Genomic DNA, 15,362 nt, shown 5'->3' with positions numbered 1-15,362 from the left:
CCGGGACACCCGCTCACCGGCCCGCAATGGGACGGCCGCAGCGTTGGCAGGGGTTCAATGCCGAGGACGCGCGGCGTGCCGTCCACCCGTTGCGCCTCCGCGCCCTCGGCGATGCCGCCCGCGCGCCACAAGAGATCAAGGTGTGGGCTGCGCCAGGCGAACCTCGGCCCTGCTCGGCTTGGCGGCCAGCCCGGGAAGGCCGCTGACGGCGGCACGCAGGGCGGGCAGGGCCTCGGGCGAGAGACTCGACAGCATGATGTCGTAGGCCAGGTCATGCACCCGCTCGGTGCCAAGGGCCGAGTTGACCATGGCCGAAATGGTCTCGGCGAGTACCCGCGCATAGTCCTGGAACTTCGCCGTGCCCGCCAAGGCGGGGTTCCACTCCAGCTCCTCGCCTTCGGTGATGTGCACGATCAGATCGCCGGTCACCGGGTCGACGCGGTCCAGATCGATCTCCGCGCCGACATGGCCGCGTGCCGCCGGGACTCCCTCGTCGGTGAACAGCAGGACGGGGACACGGAAGATCACTCGTTCCTCGGGAGTGCGCGGACGGATCTCGCCGCCCAACGGCGCCGGTGGCACCCGTACGCGGTCGAGTCCGGACAGCATCCGGAACGTCGCCAGGCCGATGAGGCTGTTGAGGGCCATCGCGGTCGCCCGGACCACCGTCTCCGGCCGGCCGGGTTTGCGGTCGAGGTAACCGTTGAAGGCGTAGGCGAGGATCCGGTCGCGGATCGGAGAACGCAGGAAGATGCGCAGGTGAACCCTGGCCACCGGGAGCGTGAACACCGCGTCGAACGCCTCCGAGCGCACGTACCCGTCCTCGGTTTCGGTCAGCAGACCCGTGAGCCGAAGGTCGGCCTCCTCGCCGGTGCGGATCAGTTTCAGCACATGCAACCGGCCGTCGTGCTCGACGATCACTTCATCGCCCAGCACCTCCGACAGCACATGGGCTGTTGTGATCAGCTCATGCAGGGTTCTGCGGGGCATCCGGGGATGCAGCACGTTGCGTGAGACCCGCCTGCCTTCGACGGTGGAGGTGACGTTCTCGACCTCTTTTTCGGCCTGCCTGGCGGTGTAGGTGCGCAGGCTGAAGGCGACCACACCATTGTCGGTCCGTACCCCGCACGTCGCTTTGAGCGCCTTCTTCGAGCTGAGCGGGTAGGGCGATTGCTTCCTGGCATACTCGGTCGCCTCGATGAAGATCGGCACGTTGTCGTCGAAGACACGCCGGATGTAGAACTCTTCCTTGACCTGTCGGCTGGCGACCACTCCACACCTCTTCCCGTCCGCCTTCGGCGGCAGCCGACCGGCGGTAACCTCGGAGACCGGACCTTCGGGTTCAGCACGATGCCGGTCGGGGACCGGCTTCGTCTCCGTAGATGACAATTTCTATGCGAGGCGGATCGGCAAGTTCCCGAAGGAATATGGTGCGTCCTCTCCCCTGGGAAGGACGGTCAGGTGTGTAGCCCCGGAACGCACCTACAAAGGAGAGGCGATGCGCAAGCCCACCGACTATGTACTCGCCGTCCGGACCGCCGGCTCTCCGCCGGCGCCCGAAGGCGTCAAGACCGTCGAGCTCGTCCCGGGAGAGGGTGATGCCGTGGCCTCGGCCGTCGCCGCGCTGGAGAACAGCGGGCTGACGGCGGCGGACATGCGGGCCCGTGTCCTCTACATGGCGCCGGATGGTCCCCTCGGACTGGTGATGTACGCGGCGCTGTGCGGGTTCGCGGGTCGGCGGGTGGACGCCTATGCCGAGGGGGTCGTGCTGGAGTTCTCCCGGCTGGCCCCCGACGGTGCGGCGTTCCCCGATGCCGGCCGGCCTTCGGAGTTCCTGATGTGGGCTCAGGTCGGTGGCCCGAAGGCGGAAGGGATACCGACCGTCTGGATCGACCCCAACGCGCCGGATCTGGTCACCCCGGAGGCCGCGAGCGTGATCCGGTACGCGGCGCGCCTGCGGATGGTTCCGCCGGATTCCACCAGGGATGCGCTGGCCATGTTCGTGCTTGTCGCAGCGCTGCGGCGGCGGGCCGATGACCGGTTCCCCTACCTGTCGACCGGGACTGAGCCCGTCCCATCCGCCAAGGACGATCCCCGTCAGGGAATCGACCTGGAGAAGATCCGGCAGGAGGCGGTGGCATACCGGCAGCGGCAGCGGGCCGCCCGGAATCGGCCCGAGATCGTGCCGCCGGTGCCGCTCTCTCCGCGCAACCGGCGGATCGCCGAGGCCAACGCGGCCGACGTGCGAACGGTGCTGGAACGGCTGGGCTCCTCCGCCGATGAGGAGGGGGTGTGGTACTGCCCGCGTCCGCAGCGACACCGCAACGGTGACCAGAAGCCGTCGCTGCGGGTGTACGGGAGCAACCGGGTCAGGTGCCAGGGCTGCGATGCCGAGAAGATCGGGCCGGTCCGGTTGGTGATCGACGTTCTGGGGGTGACACCGGATGAGGCCGCGAGTTTCATCCTGGAATCTGACCGGGTGGTCAATACGCGCGTCTCCTGAGAGACACCGGACGGAGGTGTTCTCGGCGCCCCGTCCGTCGGTGCCGGGCTGGACGGCCAGGCGGTCGGCGTGTCGTTGGGGCGTGCTCGACTGCGGATAAGACCGCCCCGGATACCGGGTGGGCGGTGCGAATGCCTGTCTTCCTGGCCGCGGACCGGTGCTGCCTGCCGGGCGAGAGCGCGGGCGCTCTGTGGGATGCAGAAAGCGTGGGTGTCGTGGCGGCCGTTGGGAGACGGGGGCAGGACCCGGCGGTCGGCTGCTGCGATGGGGCCGCTCGCGGCGCCGGCGATGTCGGCATCCTCGTCGCACCGGTCGCTTACCCCCGCTTCCCGGGCCTCCTGCTTGGTCATCGGGAAGACGCCCTGCGGGCCGTCGGCGTCGGTGCCCCACTTGCTAATCCGTAGCCGACCGGCAGCGTCTCCCCCACCAGCAGCCGGGTGGTCGCGGTGCGGCCCTCCTCGACGTCGTAGACGAGCTTGTCTCCTCGCACCGGCCGTCGGTGACCAGATGAGCTCGGGCATGCGGATGATCTCGCGGCGCCAGATGTAGATGATCTTGAGGCTGGCCGATCAGGGCTGCTCCCGGTCACGGGAAGGCGGGCTGCAGGGCGCATCGGAATCGGCGCCGTGCTCGACGAACGGGCCCGATGCCGTGATGATCTTGATCCGGTACTTGCGTGCGTTCTCTTTGTCCTCGTTCGAAGCCGGCCGTTGAAACCTCCGTCCCTGCTACAGGTCCCCAGCAGGGAAGATCACCCCAGGTCGTTCCCTAGACCATCGTGAGCGCGCCCGTTGAGACGGCGGTATGGACGCCGGTTCATTGATGACGATTCGAGCAGATGGTGTTCATTTGTTGGGTCTTTGGTGATCTGATGTTGGACCGGTGGTGTTCCGGTTCGCGCCGTCCCTGCGCGGGCGTGCGGCCTGAGGTTGCGGATCCGCAGGGATGCGGACTTTATAGGTCAGGGGCCTTGTGGCCGGCGGTGCCGAGCGGGCCTGGCGGGCGATGCGGCGACGGGCCGATGAGGACGAGAGGAAGCACGACCGGTGGGAACCATCCTGAGCGACCTTGGTCTGGAATCCCCGCTCGTCGGTATGACGGTGACCGGGCACATCAAGTCCAGCGGACCCGACGGTTTCCGCTGTGTCGTCTACGACGTCGGCACCGGCCGTCCCCGGGAGGCGCTGCTGCCCCGGACCGATGCCTACGACCTGCCGGAGGGGGCCTCGCCCCCGCAGCTCCGGCCTGGGGACACCATCGTCGCGTTGGTGACCGGGGTGTCCGATGAGCCGGAGGCCGACCGCCGCCGGCTGATTCTGTCGGCCACCGCGCCGGAGCTGGTCGGACGGATCCTGTGCGGTTTCGTTCCCGAGTTGCTGACCGGCGAGGTGGTGATCAAGAAGATCGCGCGAGTCGCCGGAACCAAGACCAAGATCGCTGTGGCGTCCACCACCAGGAGCGTGGACGCTCGCGGGGCCTGCATCGGCCGGGGCGCCAACCGCCTCAAGGGCGCCGAGCAGCTGCTCAACCGGGCCTTCGGACGGGAGCGGCTGGAGATCATCCAGTACTCCAGCGACCGGCGGGCCTTCCTGGTCAACGCGATGAACCCGGTGCAGGTCACCGACGTCCTGATCGAGCGTGACAACGCGGTGGTGGCCGTGGAGGAGCACCAGCTGTCGGGCGGTATCGGCGAGGGCGGTCTCAATGCGCAGCTCGCCGGGCAGCTGACCGGATTGTTCGTCCGGGTGACGGAGGCCGGCAGCGATCTGCGGGCGGCGTTGCGGCAGCTGATGGCCGATCGGGCCGCCAAGTCCGTGTGAGGTCCGGCTGCCGATGCCTGCCGTGGTGGTGCGCACCAGGACGGGGGTCATGCCAGGTGGCGTGGAGGATCTGGATGGCGATGGGCCGGTGCCGTTGCACCGCGACTGGCTGGTGATCGCCGGGCAGGCCATGATCTGGCAGGCGCCCTTCACCAGCGGCCGGCTCACCGCGGTTCCGATGGACGGGGCGTCGGCGGTGCTGGTGCGCACCGAGAGCGGCGCGGGCTTGAACCGGTGGCATGACAGGTTCGCCCGAGGGCCGGCGCACCGGATGGCCGGTGAGCCGGCCATAGCCTCGGTGACCGCCGGGCTGCTCGGCGAGGCGGGCCGCGCGGAGTGCGGTGAGGAGGCCGGGCTGCTCGACTCGGCGCTCGAAGGACTGACCCGGCTGCCGGCCGACCCGTCCGATGCTCGGATGTCCATGGAGACGGCCGATCGGATCGTGGCCGATACCGTCTGCACCCATAAGGCGCTCATCGGCGGGATCATCCACCAGTCGGTCACCGTCACCGAACGTCCTGGGTTCACCGTGCACACGGTGCGATCGGTCACCGACGAGATGTCCACAGCCGAGCTGGAGCGGATACGCGAGCGGATCGGACTGCCTTGGTCCATCTGGCACAGGGGGAGACCGACCACGAACTGGGGACGGTGCGTCCGGCGGCGTCGGTCAGCGGTTCACCGCAGGAACGCTCATCCTCCTGGTTTCACTTCCTGCGGGCGGGTGCTCGAGCGGCTGGGCCGCGGAGATCGGCATGCGGCGGAGGGAGGCGCGTCAGGAGCGGCGGGACGTTGGTGAGCGCCGTGGAGAGGACGACCCGTCACCGGCGTGCCTTCAACAGCGCCAAGGTCTGACGGAAGGTCTCGGTCTGGGCGGGCGATAGCTCGTGCGACAGCGTCTTCAGCCAGGAGGCCGACTCGCCGTCGTCCAGGTCATCGAGCAGCGAGACGATCTCGTCGGGGATGTGGTCGGCCAGGTCGGCGGCCAGTTCGGCGATACGGGGATCGTCGGGGGCGGCGTCGGCCAGTTCGTCCAGCCGCTCATACAGGACCCGTGTCCGTTCGGCCGTCTCCGGCGCGGTGAGGGGGCGCAGCAGCTCGGCCACTTCGGTGCGCTGCTTGGGGTCGGCGCCGGTGTCCATCAGCATCAGCAGGTCGCGGTCGAGAGCGGCGACCGAGGAATCCCCGGCGGGCAGGGCGCGCAGCACCTCGGCGGTCTCCGGCGAGAGCGCCGAGTCCGGGTTCAGCTCCGCCTCGGCCAGCAGCGCCGCCAGCCGGGCCCGCCGCTCGGCGATCGCCTCCTGCTGGCGGGCCAGGTCGGCGTCCAGCTCCGCGAGCACCTCCCGCAGATCCCGGTCCTGGTCGCCGGCGAGCACCTTGCGGATCTCCGCCAGCGACAAGCCCAGTTCGGCCAGCCGTCGTATCCGGGCCAGCGCCACCGCGTCCCGCAGCCGGTAGTCCCGGTACCCGTTGGCCAGCCGCCGTGGCTCCGGCAGCAGCCCCAGCCGGTGGTAATGCCGCACGGTCCGGGTGGACACCCCGACCAGCGCCGCGATCTCGCCGATCCGCATGCCTTCAGTACAAACGTTGACGCTGCGACAAGGTCAAGACGGCCGATCCGGACGCGTTCCGGCCGGAGCCGGAGGCCTCGCAGAGTTCGGCGGCTGCCAGATGCCGCATGCCTGGCCGCCAGGTTCCAGGGTGAGCCCATCAGTCAGTGGGCGTCTTCAACGCGCTGAGCCTTTTCAACAGGTGGTCTTCGGAGGGCGGGGACGGGAGCCCGGACGGTGTCCGAGGCCATGACGTTGCAAGTCACGACGCCGCCCCGTCTCGGCCTGCGGGAACGGCGTTCGCAAAGGGCTCGCAGGCCGGGGCGGTACGGGACCGGGCGCCCCGCCGGACTCACGCCCCCAGGGCCTGAGGCCACGTGGCGAAGGTCTTGCGGCAGTGGGCGAGCAGTTCGCGCGCGGCGGGGTTGGGTGTGGGCTTCCAGACCAGGGCCAGCAGGGCGGGGTCCGTGGCGTCCTCGATGGGCAGGGCGGTGAGCCGGTCGCGGTAGTGGCGGGCCATCGATTCGCTGAGGACGGCCACGCCCAGGCCGCGGGCGGTGAGATCGGCGATGGCGTCGGCGGCGCCGGCCTCCAGGGCGGTTTTCAGGCCGAGTCCTCGGGCGGCGCAGGCCCGGTCGAGCACCGTGCGCAACCCGGTGCCGGGCGGCATGCACACCAGCGGATGGTCGGCCAGGTCGCGCAGGGTGATGCGGCCTCGTCCCGCCAAGGGGTGCTCGGCGGGGACGGCCGCGACGAGGCGTTCGCTGATGACCGTCAGCGTCTCCAAGCCATCGGGCGGGGCGGCGGTGCCGACGAGGGCCAGGTCGAGGGCGCCGGAGCGGACGCTTTCGATGAGCTGGTCGGAGTCGTCCTCCCGCAGCGACAGCTCCACGCCCGGATGCGCCCGGTGGAAGCCGGCCAGCGCCTCAAACAGCGGCGTAATGGTGCAGCCGACGACCATCCCGACCGCGAGCCGTCCCCGGATCAGCCCGGCCGTCTCCTCCACCGCCCGGCCGACCGCCCGGGCGGCGGCGAGCGCGGCGCGGGCGTGTTCGAGCGCGGCTTTTCCGGCAACGGTGAGGGTGATGGTGCGCGCCGACCGGTCGAACAGCTCGGCGCCCAGCTCTCGTTCCAGCTGCCGGATCTGGGCGCTGATGCCGGACTGGCTGATGTGCATCCGCTCGGCCGCCCGGGTGAAGTTCCGCTCCTCGGCGACCGCGACGAAGTACTCCAGCTGCCGCAGCTCCATAACTAGAGATTCTAGTTTCCATCAGAACTATCTGTTGGACTTCTAGATCGGCGGCGGCCAGGCTGGAGACGACAAGAGATCCCGATGCCAGGAGGCAGCCGTGCCCGACTACGACAAGTACGAAAAGGCCATGCGCCCCGAAGACATCACCCGTCTGTTCGTCGAGCGCTCCAACGCCGGTGACGCGACCGGCGTCGCCGCCCTCTACGAGGAGAACGCGGTGATGGCCTACCCGCCCGGCAGCCAGACCGTGGGCCGGGAGGCGATCCGCCAGTTGTGGGAGAAGGTCCTGGCCTCCCGCCCCCACTTCGAGCCCGAACCCCCGCTGCCCACCCTGATCAGCGGGGACATCGCGCTCACCGCCACCCCGCCCAAGGACGACGCCGGCGCCCGCGCCCAGGTCGTCCGCCGCCAGCCGGACGGAAGCTGGCTGCGCGTGCTCGACCAGCCGGAGTTCAGGCCGCCGACAACGCCTCCTCCAGCCCGATGACCCGGGCGGTGGCCGTGGCGGTGGCCACGGTCACCTCATGCTGGTCGCTGAGGGACGCCTCCAAGAAGGCCAGATCGCCCGCGCGGTGCACCACCCGTCCCCGGCCGACCAGCCGCCCCGGCCGGACCGGACGCAGAAAACTGGCCTTCAGCTCCACGGTGGACTGGAACTGGTCGGGCCGCAGCGTGGCCAGCAGCGCCGGCCCCACCGTGTCGTAGAGCATCGCGGCCAGAAAGGCGCCCAGCACGTTGCCCAGCGGGTTGGTGAACTCCTCGGTCGCGGTGAACGCCACCTCGATGGTGCCTTCGTCGACGTCCGCGTCGATGAACTCGAACCCCAACGTGGCCGCCGCGGGCGGCATCGGCACCCGCCCCCGCACACCGTCCCAGAACGGCCCGGACCGCCCTCCGGTCGCCACCGACTCCATGTCCGCCATCTCGATCACCCCGCCTCTCAGGACGCGCCCGTCCCCGGCGGAGGCGGCCCATGACCACGAACGACGAACTTTCGGCGACCAACCGCTTTCCAGACCGCTCACTCGCAGCGGCGATCCCCGAACCAGACCACCGCCGCCTTCACCCGCCGGGCACGCCGAACACGCCCGCCGGTTCCGCACCAACCCCGATACCCCCAAGACCGCCCTTGCCACCTCGACCACTGAGCGGCGCCCCCGAACCGCCCTGCGGCCAGGGAATATCCGGTGCGCGCTATGCCTCGGCGTCCTCGCCGGCGCCTTCAGTGGCGTTCGGCTGGATGAAGTTCCCCTTTGCCGGGACGGTGATCACAAGTCCGCGCTCTCGCAGCTCTCGCATAGCGCGCCGGATCGTCAGGTACGCCACCCCATATTCCAGAGCGAGATCCCGCTCTGCCGGAAGCCGCTGGCCGGGCACCAGATCGCCGGCTGCGACGCGCGCGGCGAATGTGGTCGGCCACTTGGACTTAGACGTACGTCGGTCCCTCTGGGTCGGCCTGGAACGGCGGAACGCTCATGCAGGCAACGTACGGCTCCATGGGTCCTTCCCGCGCGGCTGCAGGTGGTCAATCGATGTTGCTCCGTGCTTCCCGGTCCGACCGGTCCACGACGTAGACGCCCATGCCGAGGACCGCTTCTACCAGCCCTTCGCCCCGAAGGACCTTGATCGGGCAGGGCGACGGGCTGAGATCTTCAGCCGTCCTCACCGGGAACCTGTAGCCGGATCCGATCCGCCGGGTACGTTCGGGGCTCTTCACCGGGCCGGGTCACCACGAAGACCGGAACCCCTTCCGGGATGCGCATCTGCCGCCGCTCGTTCACGCTGGGCATGCGCGCCTCAACCTCGTCTCCCGGCGCCAGCGTGACCACCTTGGAGGCTTCGGTAGCGCGCACGAACGTGCCCTGCCGCGGCACGGTGACGACCAGGCCCTCGGCGCGCAGTACCGCCAGAGCTTGACGAGCAGTTGATCGGGCCACGCCGAACTCGGCCACCATATGCGGCTCGGACGGCAGCGGCTGCCCCGGCTGGAGCCGACCGCTGCGGATCTGCTCGCGGAGGATATCGGCCACCTGGTGGTATACGGGCCGGTCTGCGGTCGGATCGATGGTCACATCTTTGGTGATATCTGGCGCGTGCTATGCCTCAGCGGCCTTGCCGGTGTCTTCGGAGGCGTTCCGCTGCACGAAGGTTCCCTTTGCGGGGACGGTGATCACAAGCCCGCGCTCGCGCAGTTCCTGCACTGCACGGCGGGCGGTGCCGATCGCTACACCGTACTCCTCGGCCAGTTCACGTTCTCCCGGCAGGCGTGCGTCCTGCGGTAGCTCACCGGCCGCGATCCGTGCAGCGATGTGGTCGGCGACCTCCATGTAGAGGTACGCCGACGGTTTGGGAGCGAACGGCGGAACACCGGACATGTGATCACTGTAGGGCGGCTCTGAGCTGCGGGGATAGGTCGGTAGCGGCATACCGCTATAGGCCGCGGCATACCGCGGCCTATGGTTACTGGTTGCAAGGTGTTCGTAACCGCGGAAACGAAAACGGCTCCGGGCGGCGCTGGCACACTCGCCCCGGGGCCTGGCCAGGAAGGCAGGTCCTGACGTGAGCCCAACTGTAGTGCCGCGCTTTGCGCGATGCGTCCCGCCGGTGGATCCCGGGCGGCAGTTGGCGGAGCTGCGGGCGATGTTCCCGCGTGCGCCTGCTGGTACGGAGAGGCGTCCGGGCTGTGGCTGGCCGCGCCGGTCGGGGCGGCGCGGCTGGTGGAGGCGCCCACGGCGTCGGGGCTGGCGCGGCGGCTCGCCGAGCACTACCGGCGGCATCCCGAGCGATCCCGTTCGGGGCGGGGACGCTCGGGCGGGCAGGCCCCGATGGGGCGGGCGTCCGCCCGACGCGGTTTTCCCGGCTCCGCCGATGTCCTACCGGGTGAACGGGACGAGGCGGGGAGGTCCTTTCGTCCTGTGCCCCCTCATGCGACGGACAGGGGCGTGGGGCGGGCGCCTCAAGGGGCGGCGGTGTCCCGGGCGCCGGTCGGGGGCTCGTCCTACGTCTCGGTCGGACGGGCGGGCGGCCGGAGGCGAGGCGCCGCCCCGGGCGAGTGCGGCCGGTGGCGGCAGATCATGGTCCGGCTGGGGCTGATGGCGGTTTCGGCGTGAGCGGTCCGGGTGGACGGAGTTCACCGAGGGAGGCTGAGAAGGCGGTCTACTGGGTGGACGTGGCGCCCTTCGGGCAGGCGTGCGAGGCGATCGTCCATGCGGACTCGCCGGTGCCGGCCGTGGTGCGGGCGCAGGACGGGTCGTGGTGGTGTGCGCTGCACTGGTGGCCGATCGCGCTCGCGGTGCTGCAAGGCGGCTACCGCATCGTCTACAGCCAGGCCGCGTGGGCGCGGCTGGGGCCCGGCGGCGGGTAGCGGCGGACCCGTGCCCCTGGTGTGCCGGGACGTCCCGGCACACCGGGCTTGCGCGACGCCGCTGCGGCCTGTCGTCGAAGTCCCCAGAAAGCGCCGGCGACGTTCCGCCGGGTGATCTGCCAGGCATCGCCGCGCCCGCTGGGCTTCGTCCGACTGCCGTGACGACGCGCCCTAGGCGGGGGTGACCTCTTCGGCGACCTTCAGGCGGGCGCCCGCCACGACCGCGTGCAGGGCGCGCAGGGCGGCGCCGGCGTGGTTGCCCCAGTGGTTGAAGTAGGAGTACTGCCACCACCACAAGGCCTCCAGGGGACGGCCCTGCTCGTAGTGGCGCAGGCCGTGGATCAGGTCGCTGGCCACGTCCACCAGGTCGTCGGAGAGACGGTAGGCGGTGGGCTCGGTGTCGCTGTAGGGGTCGAAGACCTCCACGTAGTCGTCCACCACGGCCAGGCTCTCGGCCAGGCCCTGGCGGAGGCCGTCCAGATCGGGGTCGGGGCCGACCTCCGGCTCCCAGTTGTCGGGCGGGATCACGTCGGTGCTGGCGCCCAGCTGGGCGCCGGCCATGATGACCTGGGAGACCTCCAGCAGCAGGACGGGGACCGTGCGGGAGGCGGCCTCCCCGCGGGCCACCGCCTCCAGACCGGTCAGGTAGGTGCGCACGTGCGCGGCGATCCGCTCGGCGAGCTTCTCCCACTCCCGGGAACTGCTGGGCTGGGCGGGAATGTCAGACATCGAGGAGTCTCCGTCCTTCGAACGCACGGCCCAAGGTGACCTCGTCGGCGTACTCCAGGTCGCCGCCCACCGGCAGGCCGCTGGCCAGGCGGGTGACCTTGAGGTTCAACGGCTTGACCAGGCGGGCCAGGTAGGTGGCGGTGGCCTCGCCCTCCAGGTTCGGATCGGTGGCCAAGATCAGCTCGGTGACCGTGCCGTCGGCCAGCCGCTGCATCAGCTCCCGGATCCGCAGATCGTCGGGGCCGACGCCCTCGATGGGGCTGATCGCCCCGCCGAGCACGTGGTAGCGGCCGCGGAACTCGCGGGTCTTCTCGATGGCGACGACGTCCTTGGACTCCTCCACCACGCAGATCACCGCGGGGTCACGGCGGGGGTCCCGGCAGATGCGGCACTCCTCCTCTTCGGCCACGTTCCCGCACACCCGGCAGAAGCGGACCTTGTCCTTGACCTCCTTGAGGGCCTTGGCCAGCCGGTCCACATCGGCCGGGTCGGCGGCCAGCAGGTGAAAGGCGATCCGCTGCGCGCTCTTGGGGCCGATGCCGGGCAGCCTGCCCAGCTCGTCGATCAGGTTCTGAACGACCCCTTCGTACAACGGGTGCCTCCCTGGAAAACCGTGTCGGTCGCGACGGTGTGGATCCGGCTACATCCCCGGCAGGCCGGGCAGCCCCGGCAGCCCGCCGGCGAGCCCCTCGGCCAGCGGCCCCATCTTCTGCCGCTGCAGCTCGGCGGCGGCCCGCTCGGCGTCGCGGATGGCGGCCAGCACCAGGTCGGCCACCGTCTCGGCGGTCTCGGCCGGATCGTCGACGTCGATCGCCTTGGGATCGATCACCAGCTTGGTCACTTCGCCCTGCCCGTTGACGGTGGCGGTGACGAGCCCCCCGCCCGAGGTGCCGGTCACCTCCGCCTCGGCGAGCTCCTGCTGCGCGGACATCAGCTGCGCCTGCATCCGCTGCGCCTGCTCCAGCAAGTGCTGGATGTTGAGCTGACCACCGGGTTCCACGGCTTCTCCGTTCTTTTCGGCCCGCAACGGAGGGTCTACCCCCGATCGCCGGACGTCTGTCGTCCTCCCGAGGTTACGGGGTCCGGCCCCGATCCGGTACGTGTGTTCGCTGCCATCTACCCGGTGACGGTCCTTGCGACACCGGCCCGGGGCGCCGGGCTCTGGCGTCTGCGACGAGAACGGACGCCCAAGGAACCGGCGGCGTCCCAGGTCAAGATCGGAAGATGTGCCACGGCGCGCCGTGGGACGTCGCCGCGCTGATGAAGAAACCCCTTGGGAGGGACAGTGGTGTTCGCCACCTCCGAACTGCTGATCGGTGAGGACGAGATCACCGACATGGACGGCATCGGGCTGGCGGTGATCCAGCGGCCGAAGGTGACGCTGCGCAGGCCGTTCACCGCCGCCCGGGAAGGGCTGAGCGTCGTCGGGACGGACGGTGCGACGCTGCTGCGGCTGGAACGCCCCGACGGCCCGACGATCAAGTCCCTGTGGGTGGAGAACGGCGCGGGGGAACGCGTCGGCGTGTTCACGGGCCGCAGCCGGTTCGCCCTCACCGGCGGCCGTTTCGAGATCTCCCGGGACGGCGCGGTGATCGGCACCGCCCGCTGCGGCGCCCTGCTGGATGAGCTGGAAGCGGCGACGAAGGACGGCGAGCGGGTCGCCACGGCCGACCGGCAGGGGGAGGAGTGGTTCGTCCGGCTGAGCCCCGGCATCACCGACGATTGGACCAGGCTGGTCGTGGCCTTCGTGATCGCCACCGAGATCGTGCGCTTCCAACGCCGGGAATGGTGAGGCACCGGCGCTTTCAAGGCCGGCGGTTGCGCCACTCGCTCAGCCGATGCCGCTGAACGTACTCCCGGATCTCCCGGACCCGCCGCTGGGACATGCCGCCCACCTCGTCCATGACCACGCCCAGCCGGAGCCTGCCCGGCTCCCGTTCGAAGTGACGAAGGGGTTTCGGCAGCTCCCCGACCTTGGCGGTGTCGTACCACACGGACAGTTCGGCAGGCCCGCCCCGCGGGCGCAGCAGCCCGATCCCCGTGATCACCTCCTTGGGAAGCACTCGCTCCTCGTCCCCGATCGAGTGGATCAGGCCGCGTTCGGTGATCCGCAGCCGGGCGGCGCCCTGCACCCGGTGCAGCACCCCGATGGCGACGCCGAGAGCGATCAGCAGGACACCGACCACGAGCAGGGGGACCGAGTACCACCCGTCGGTCAGCAGGCCCGCCCCGGCTGCGATGGAACCGCCGAACACGCAGGCGACGATGCCGAGCGGCGCGTAAGTGGAGCTGTCCGAGAGGACGATTTCGCGGGGGTTGTGCATCGCGGCGGTTCCTGTTGCGCTTGCGGTGAAGGCGGTCGTTTCCGCACTCATCGGGGTCGGCTCACGGAAGGTGACGATAAGCCCGCCCGGGGCGGATGCCGTCAACGCCTTTGCGCCGCTTCGAGGTCCGCGACACTGGGGCCTGTGATGACCGAGGGTGTGATGCGGCGGGCCGAGGAACTGGCCGGAAGCGGCGGGCTGCCCGCCTTCGTGTACGACCTGGGGGCGCTGCGGGAGCACGTGGCGGCGATCCGGAAGGCCCTGACCGGCGGCCCGGAGCTGTTCTATGCCGCCAAGGCCAACCCGGATGCGGAGATCCTCAAGACGGTGGCGCCCTACGTGGACGGCATCGAGGTGGCCTCCGGCGGCGAGCTGAAGCACGTCCGCGCGGTGCTGCCTAAGGCGCGCCTGGCCTTCGGAGGCCCGGGCAAGACGGACGAGGAACTGGCCCTGGCCGTCCGGGAGGCCGAACGGGTGCACGTGGAGAGCCCGCACGAGCTGTCCCGCCTGGCCAGGATCGGCCGGGACGTGGACGTGCTGCTGCGGGTCAACCTGGCCGGCGAGCGAAAGGGCGTGGCGCTGGCCATGTCCGGCCCGTTCGGAATGGACCCGGAGGCCATCGAGGCCTGCCATGAAATCCTCGCCGGCGCCCCCTGGGTGAGGCTCCGCGGCATTCACGCCCACCTGGCCTCAGGCCTGGAGGCCGAGGCCCTGGTGCGGCAATCGGAGGAAATCCTCCAGTGGGCCCGCCCCTGGCTGGAGAAGGCCGGCTGCACCCAGAACCCCGAGTTCAACCTGGGCGGCGGCATGGCCGTCGACTACACCGACCCCCACCGCCGCTTCGACTGGACGACCTACGGCCGCCAGATCGCCGCCCTGGCCCAACCGGGCGAGATCCTGCGCATCGAGCCCGGCCGAGCCGTGACCGTCTACGCGGGCTGGTACGTAACCCAGGTCCTGGACGTGAAAAAGGCCCACGGCCAGTGGTACGCCGTCCTCCGCGGCGGCACCCACCACATCCGCACCCCTGTCACCAAGAACCACAACCAGCCCGGACGTCTTCGCCCGCCAGGTCCCGGTGGACAGAATCGCGGTAGGCGACGTGGTGGCGTTCTCCATGGCCGGCGCCTACGCCTGGAACATCTCCCACCACGACTTCCTGATGCACCCCAAGCCAAGCTTCCACTATCTGTCTGTTTGAGTGGATTGGTGGATTTGTGTCTGTAGCTTAGGTGTCGTGACGTTTTAGCATATAAGGATGTATTTGTAGCTCTTTGTGAAGATAGTTCGTACCTACAGCTTGGTCGGCGGGTGGTCGGTCCCTACTCTCAAAGGGCGCGGGGGAAGCAGGAGCTCCACTGTCATGCTGTGAGCTTCCGGTCTGACGGTTCGCTGCCCGGTGACCGGCGCTCACGGCGGCCGACGACATGGGCGAGAGGGCGAGATAGCGACGCTTTTGATCCCAAGCAGCGAGCTCTGGAAACGGGGCGGATATCCGTCCGTAGCGAGGTCTAGCCTCTAGAGAGTTAGCGCAGTTCCGGCAACGGCAGCGAGTCCGCGCCCTTCCTAGGAAGGAAACCTCCACTGCGGGAGGCGACCAAATTGAGGAGGGATCAAGCGGAGAAATGGGCAATCGTAGTGTCTGTCGGGGCCGCTCTGATAGCGGCGTTGGCCCAGCTCATTGAGGTGATAACGCAACGTACACCTCATCGAAGGGTGTGGGACGTAGGCACCTTCGGTGTGTCAGCTCAATTGAACAACCCACTTGACAGTATGCGGGACGTGGTGGCTGACAGCGCAAGAGGATAGTTGCATTCATC

General features: G+C 69.7%; 19 protein-coding genes. 7 read left to right on the top strand and 12 right to left on the bottom strand.

Going from position 1 to position 15,362, the window contains the following annotated elements; all coding sequences use genetic code 11:
• Positions 1 to 135: 135 nt before the first annotated feature.
• A complete protein-coding gene (locus tag BUE48_RS23890; protein WP_286991103.1) occupies positions 136 to 1,272 on the bottom strand; it encodes a hypothetical protein in 1,137 nt (378 codons plus the stop codon).
• Here BUE48_RS23890 and BUE48_RS23885 point away from each other — a divergent pair.
• Entirely contained in the window at positions 1,250 to 2,503 is a 1,254-nt protein-coding gene (locus tag BUE48_RS23885; protein WP_286991102.1) for a hypothetical protein, read from the top strand. The two genes, BUE48_RS23890 and BUE48_RS23885, sit on opposite strands and share 23 nt — an antisense overlap.
• Positions 2,504 to 2,849: 346 nt before the next feature.
• Here BUE48_RS23885 and BUE48_RS23880 read toward each other — a convergent pair whose 3' ends face one another.
• Positions 2,850 to 2,993, bottom strand: coding sequence for a hypothetical protein (locus BUE48_RS23880; protein ID WP_286991101.1), 144 nt, complete (start codon positions 2,991 to 2,993; stop codon positions 2,850 to 2,852).
• 556 nt (positions 2,994 to 3,549) lie between these two features.
• Between BUE48_RS23880 and BUE48_RS23875 the strand changes: the two genes are divergently transcribed.
• Together BUE48_RS23875 and BUE48_RS23870 are read left to right on the top strand one after the other, a co-directional pair.
• Positions 3,550 to 4,323 carry a hypothetical protein gene (locus BUE48_RS23875; RefSeq protein ID WP_286991100.1) on the top strand — a complete coding sequence of 258 codons (774 nt, stop codon included), beginning with the start codon at positions 3,550 to 3,552 and terminating at the stop codon, positions 4,321 to 4,323.
• A gap of 61 nt (positions 4,324 to 4,384) precedes the next feature.
• The gene (locus BUE48_RS23870; protein ID WP_286991099.1) at positions 4,385 to 5,122 is read left to right on the top strand and encodes a hypothetical protein; all 738 of its coding nucleotides are present in this window, start codon (positions 4,385 to 4,387) and stop codon (positions 5,120 to 5,122) included.
• Positions 5,123 to 5,144: 22 nt separating this feature from the next.
• Here BUE48_RS23870 and BUE48_RS23865 read toward each other — a convergent pair whose 3' ends face one another.
• On the bottom strand, positions 5,145 to 5,894 hold the full coding sequence (locus BUE48_RS23865) for a MerR family transcriptional regulator (RefSeq protein WP_286991098.1): 750 nt from the start codon (positions 5,892 to 5,894) through the stop codon (positions 5,145 to 5,147).
• 331 nt (positions 5,895 to 6,225) lie between these two features.
• On the bottom strand, positions 6,226 to 7,122 hold the full coding sequence (locus BUE48_RS23860; protein WP_286991097.1) for a LysR family transcriptional regulator: 897 nt from the start codon (positions 7,120 to 7,122) through the stop codon (positions 6,226 to 6,228).
• A gap of 100 nt (positions 7,123 to 7,222) precedes the next feature.
• On the opposite strand from BUE48_RS23860, the gene BUE48_RS23855 reads away from it, so the two are divergent.
• Positions 7,223 to 7,612, top strand: a complete 390-nt coding sequence (locus tag BUE48_RS23855) for a YybH family protein (protein ID WP_286991096.1) — start codon at positions 7,223 to 7,225, stop codon at positions 7,610 to 7,612.
• Here the strand turns inward: BUE48_RS23855 and BUE48_RS23850 are convergent.
• The 4 genes from BUE48_RS23850 to BUE48_RS23835 all read right to left on the bottom strand — a co-directional run bounded on the left by BUE48_RS23850 (position 7,578) and on the right by BUE48_RS23835 (position 9,500).
• Positions 7,578 to 8,048, bottom strand: a complete 471-nt coding sequence (locus BUE48_RS23850) for a PaaI family thioesterase (RefSeq protein WP_012855176.1) — start codon at positions 8,046 to 8,048, stop codon at positions 7,578 to 7,580. The two genes, BUE48_RS23855 and BUE48_RS23850, sit on opposite strands and share 35 nt — an antisense overlap.
• A gap of 271 nt (positions 8,049 to 8,319) precedes the next feature.
• A complete protein-coding gene (locus BUE48_RS23845) occupies positions 8,320 to 8,502 on the bottom strand; it encodes a GntR family transcriptional regulator (protein ID WP_353745311.1) in 183 nt (60 codons plus the stop codon).
• A gap of 275 nt (positions 8,503 to 8,777) precedes the next feature.
• Positions 8,778 to 9,197 (bottom strand): GntR family transcriptional regulator, encoded by a 420-nt coding sequence (locus BUE48_RS23840; RefSeq protein WP_012855174.1) that lies wholly within the window; start codon positions 9,195 to 9,197, stop codon positions 8,778 to 8,780.
• A 24-nt stretch (positions 9,198 to 9,221) separates the two neighbouring features.
• Positions 9,222 to 9,500 carry a winged helix-turn-helix domain-containing protein gene (locus BUE48_RS23835; protein ID WP_286991095.1) on the bottom strand — a complete coding sequence of 93 codons (279 nt, stop codon included), beginning with the start codon at positions 9,498 to 9,500 and terminating at the stop codon, positions 9,222 to 9,224.
• Between the two features lie 788 nt (positions 9,501 to 10,288).
• On the opposite strand from BUE48_RS23835, the gene BUE48_RS23830 reads away from it, so the two are divergent.
• Positions 10,289 to 10,489 (top strand): hypothetical protein, encoded by a 201-nt coding sequence (locus tag BUE48_RS23830; protein WP_286991094.1) that lies wholly within the window; start codon positions 10,289 to 10,291, stop codon positions 10,487 to 10,489.
• A 171-nt stretch (positions 10,490 to 10,660) separates the two neighbouring features.
• On the opposite strand, the gene BUE48_RS23825 is transcribed toward BUE48_RS23830, so the two are convergent.
• From BUE48_RS23825 to BUE48_RS23815, 3 genes are read right to left on the bottom strand one after another with little or no spacing between them, the layout of a single operon-like run.
• Positions 10,661 to 11,218, bottom strand: coding sequence for a DUF5063 domain-containing protein (locus BUE48_RS23825; RefSeq protein WP_012855171.1), 558 nt, complete (start codon positions 11,216 to 11,218; stop codon positions 10,661 to 10,663).
• Positions 11,211 to 11,810: a recombination mediator RecR gene (recR, locus tag BUE48_RS23820; protein ID WP_012855170.1), complete on the bottom strand. Its 600-nt coding sequence runs from the start codon at positions 11,808 to 11,810 to the stop codon at positions 11,211 to 11,213. The genes BUE48_RS23825 and recR overlap by 8 nt, the downstream gene beginning before the upstream one ends.
• A 48-nt stretch (positions 11,811 to 11,858) precedes the next feature.
• Positions 11,859 to 12,218, bottom strand: coding sequence for a YbaB/EbfC family nucleoid-associated protein (locus BUE48_RS23815; RefSeq protein WP_012855169.1), 360 nt, complete (start codon positions 12,216 to 12,218; stop codon positions 11,859 to 11,861).
• A 273-nt stretch (positions 12,219 to 12,491) separates the two neighbouring features.
• Here BUE48_RS23815 and BUE48_RS23810 point away from each other — a divergent pair, with 273 nt between their 5' ends.
• The gene (locus tag BUE48_RS23810; protein ID WP_286991093.1) at positions 12,492 to 13,010 is read left to right on the top strand and encodes a hypothetical protein; all 519 of its coding nucleotides are present in this window, start codon (positions 12,492 to 12,494) and stop codon (positions 13,008 to 13,010) included.
• A 13-nt stretch (positions 13,011 to 13,023) separates the two neighbouring features.
• Here BUE48_RS23810 and BUE48_RS23805 read toward each other — a convergent pair whose 3' ends face one another.
• A complete protein-coding gene (locus BUE48_RS23805; RefSeq protein ID WP_286991092.1) occupies positions 13,024 to 13,542 on the bottom strand; it encodes a hypothetical protein in 519 nt (172 codons plus the stop codon).
• 147 nt (positions 13,543 to 13,689) lie between these two features.
• On the opposite strand from BUE48_RS23805, the gene BUE48_RS23800 reads away from it, so the two are divergent.
• Positions 13,690 to 14,769: an alanine racemase gene (locus BUE48_RS23800; RefSeq protein WP_286991091.1), complete on the top strand. Its 1,080-nt coding sequence runs from the start codon at positions 13,690 to 13,692 to the stop codon at positions 14,767 to 14,769.
• Positions 14,770 to 15,362 lie beyond the last annotated feature (593 nt).

The organism is Thermomonospora sp. CIF 1 (assembly GCF_001896795.1).
Classification (GTDB): domain Bacteria; phylum Actinomycetota; class Actinomycetes; order Streptosporangiales; family Streptosporangiaceae; genus Thermomonospora; species Thermomonospora curvata.
This window is presented reverse-complemented; position numbering and strand designations above follow the sequence as displayed.

Bases quoted from the DNA above. Each gene is read 5' to 3' on its own strand.
- BUE48_RS23865 (WP_286991098.1), bottom strand. From the start codon at position 5,894: ATGCGGATCGGCGAGATCGCGGCGCTGGTCGGGGTGTCCACCCGGACC.
- BUE48_RS23860 (WP_286991097.1), bottom strand. From the start codon at position 7,122: ATGGAGCTGCGGCAGCTGGAGTACTTCGTCGCGGTCGCCGAGGAGCGG.
- BUE48_RS23850 (WP_012855176.1), bottom strand. From the start codon at position 8,048: ATGGCGGACATGGAGTCGGTGGCGACCGGAGGGCGGTCCGGGCCGTTC.
- BUE48_RS23835 (WP_286991095.1), bottom strand. From the start codon at position 9,500: ATGTCCGGTGTTCCGCCGTTCGCTCCCAAACCGTCGGCGTACCTCTAC.
- BUE48_RS23825 (WP_012855171.1), bottom strand. From the start codon at position 11,218: ATGTCTGACATTCCCGCCCAGCCCAGCAGTTCCCGGGAGTGGGAGAAG.
- BUE48_RS23805 (WP_286991092.1), bottom strand. From the start codon at position 13,542: ATGCACAACCCCCGCGAAATCGTCCTCTCGGACAGCTCCACTTACGCG.
- BUE48_RS23800 (WP_286991091.1), top strand. From the start codon at position 13,690: ATGACCGAGGGTGTGATGCGGCGGGCCGAGGAACTGGCCGGAAGCGGC.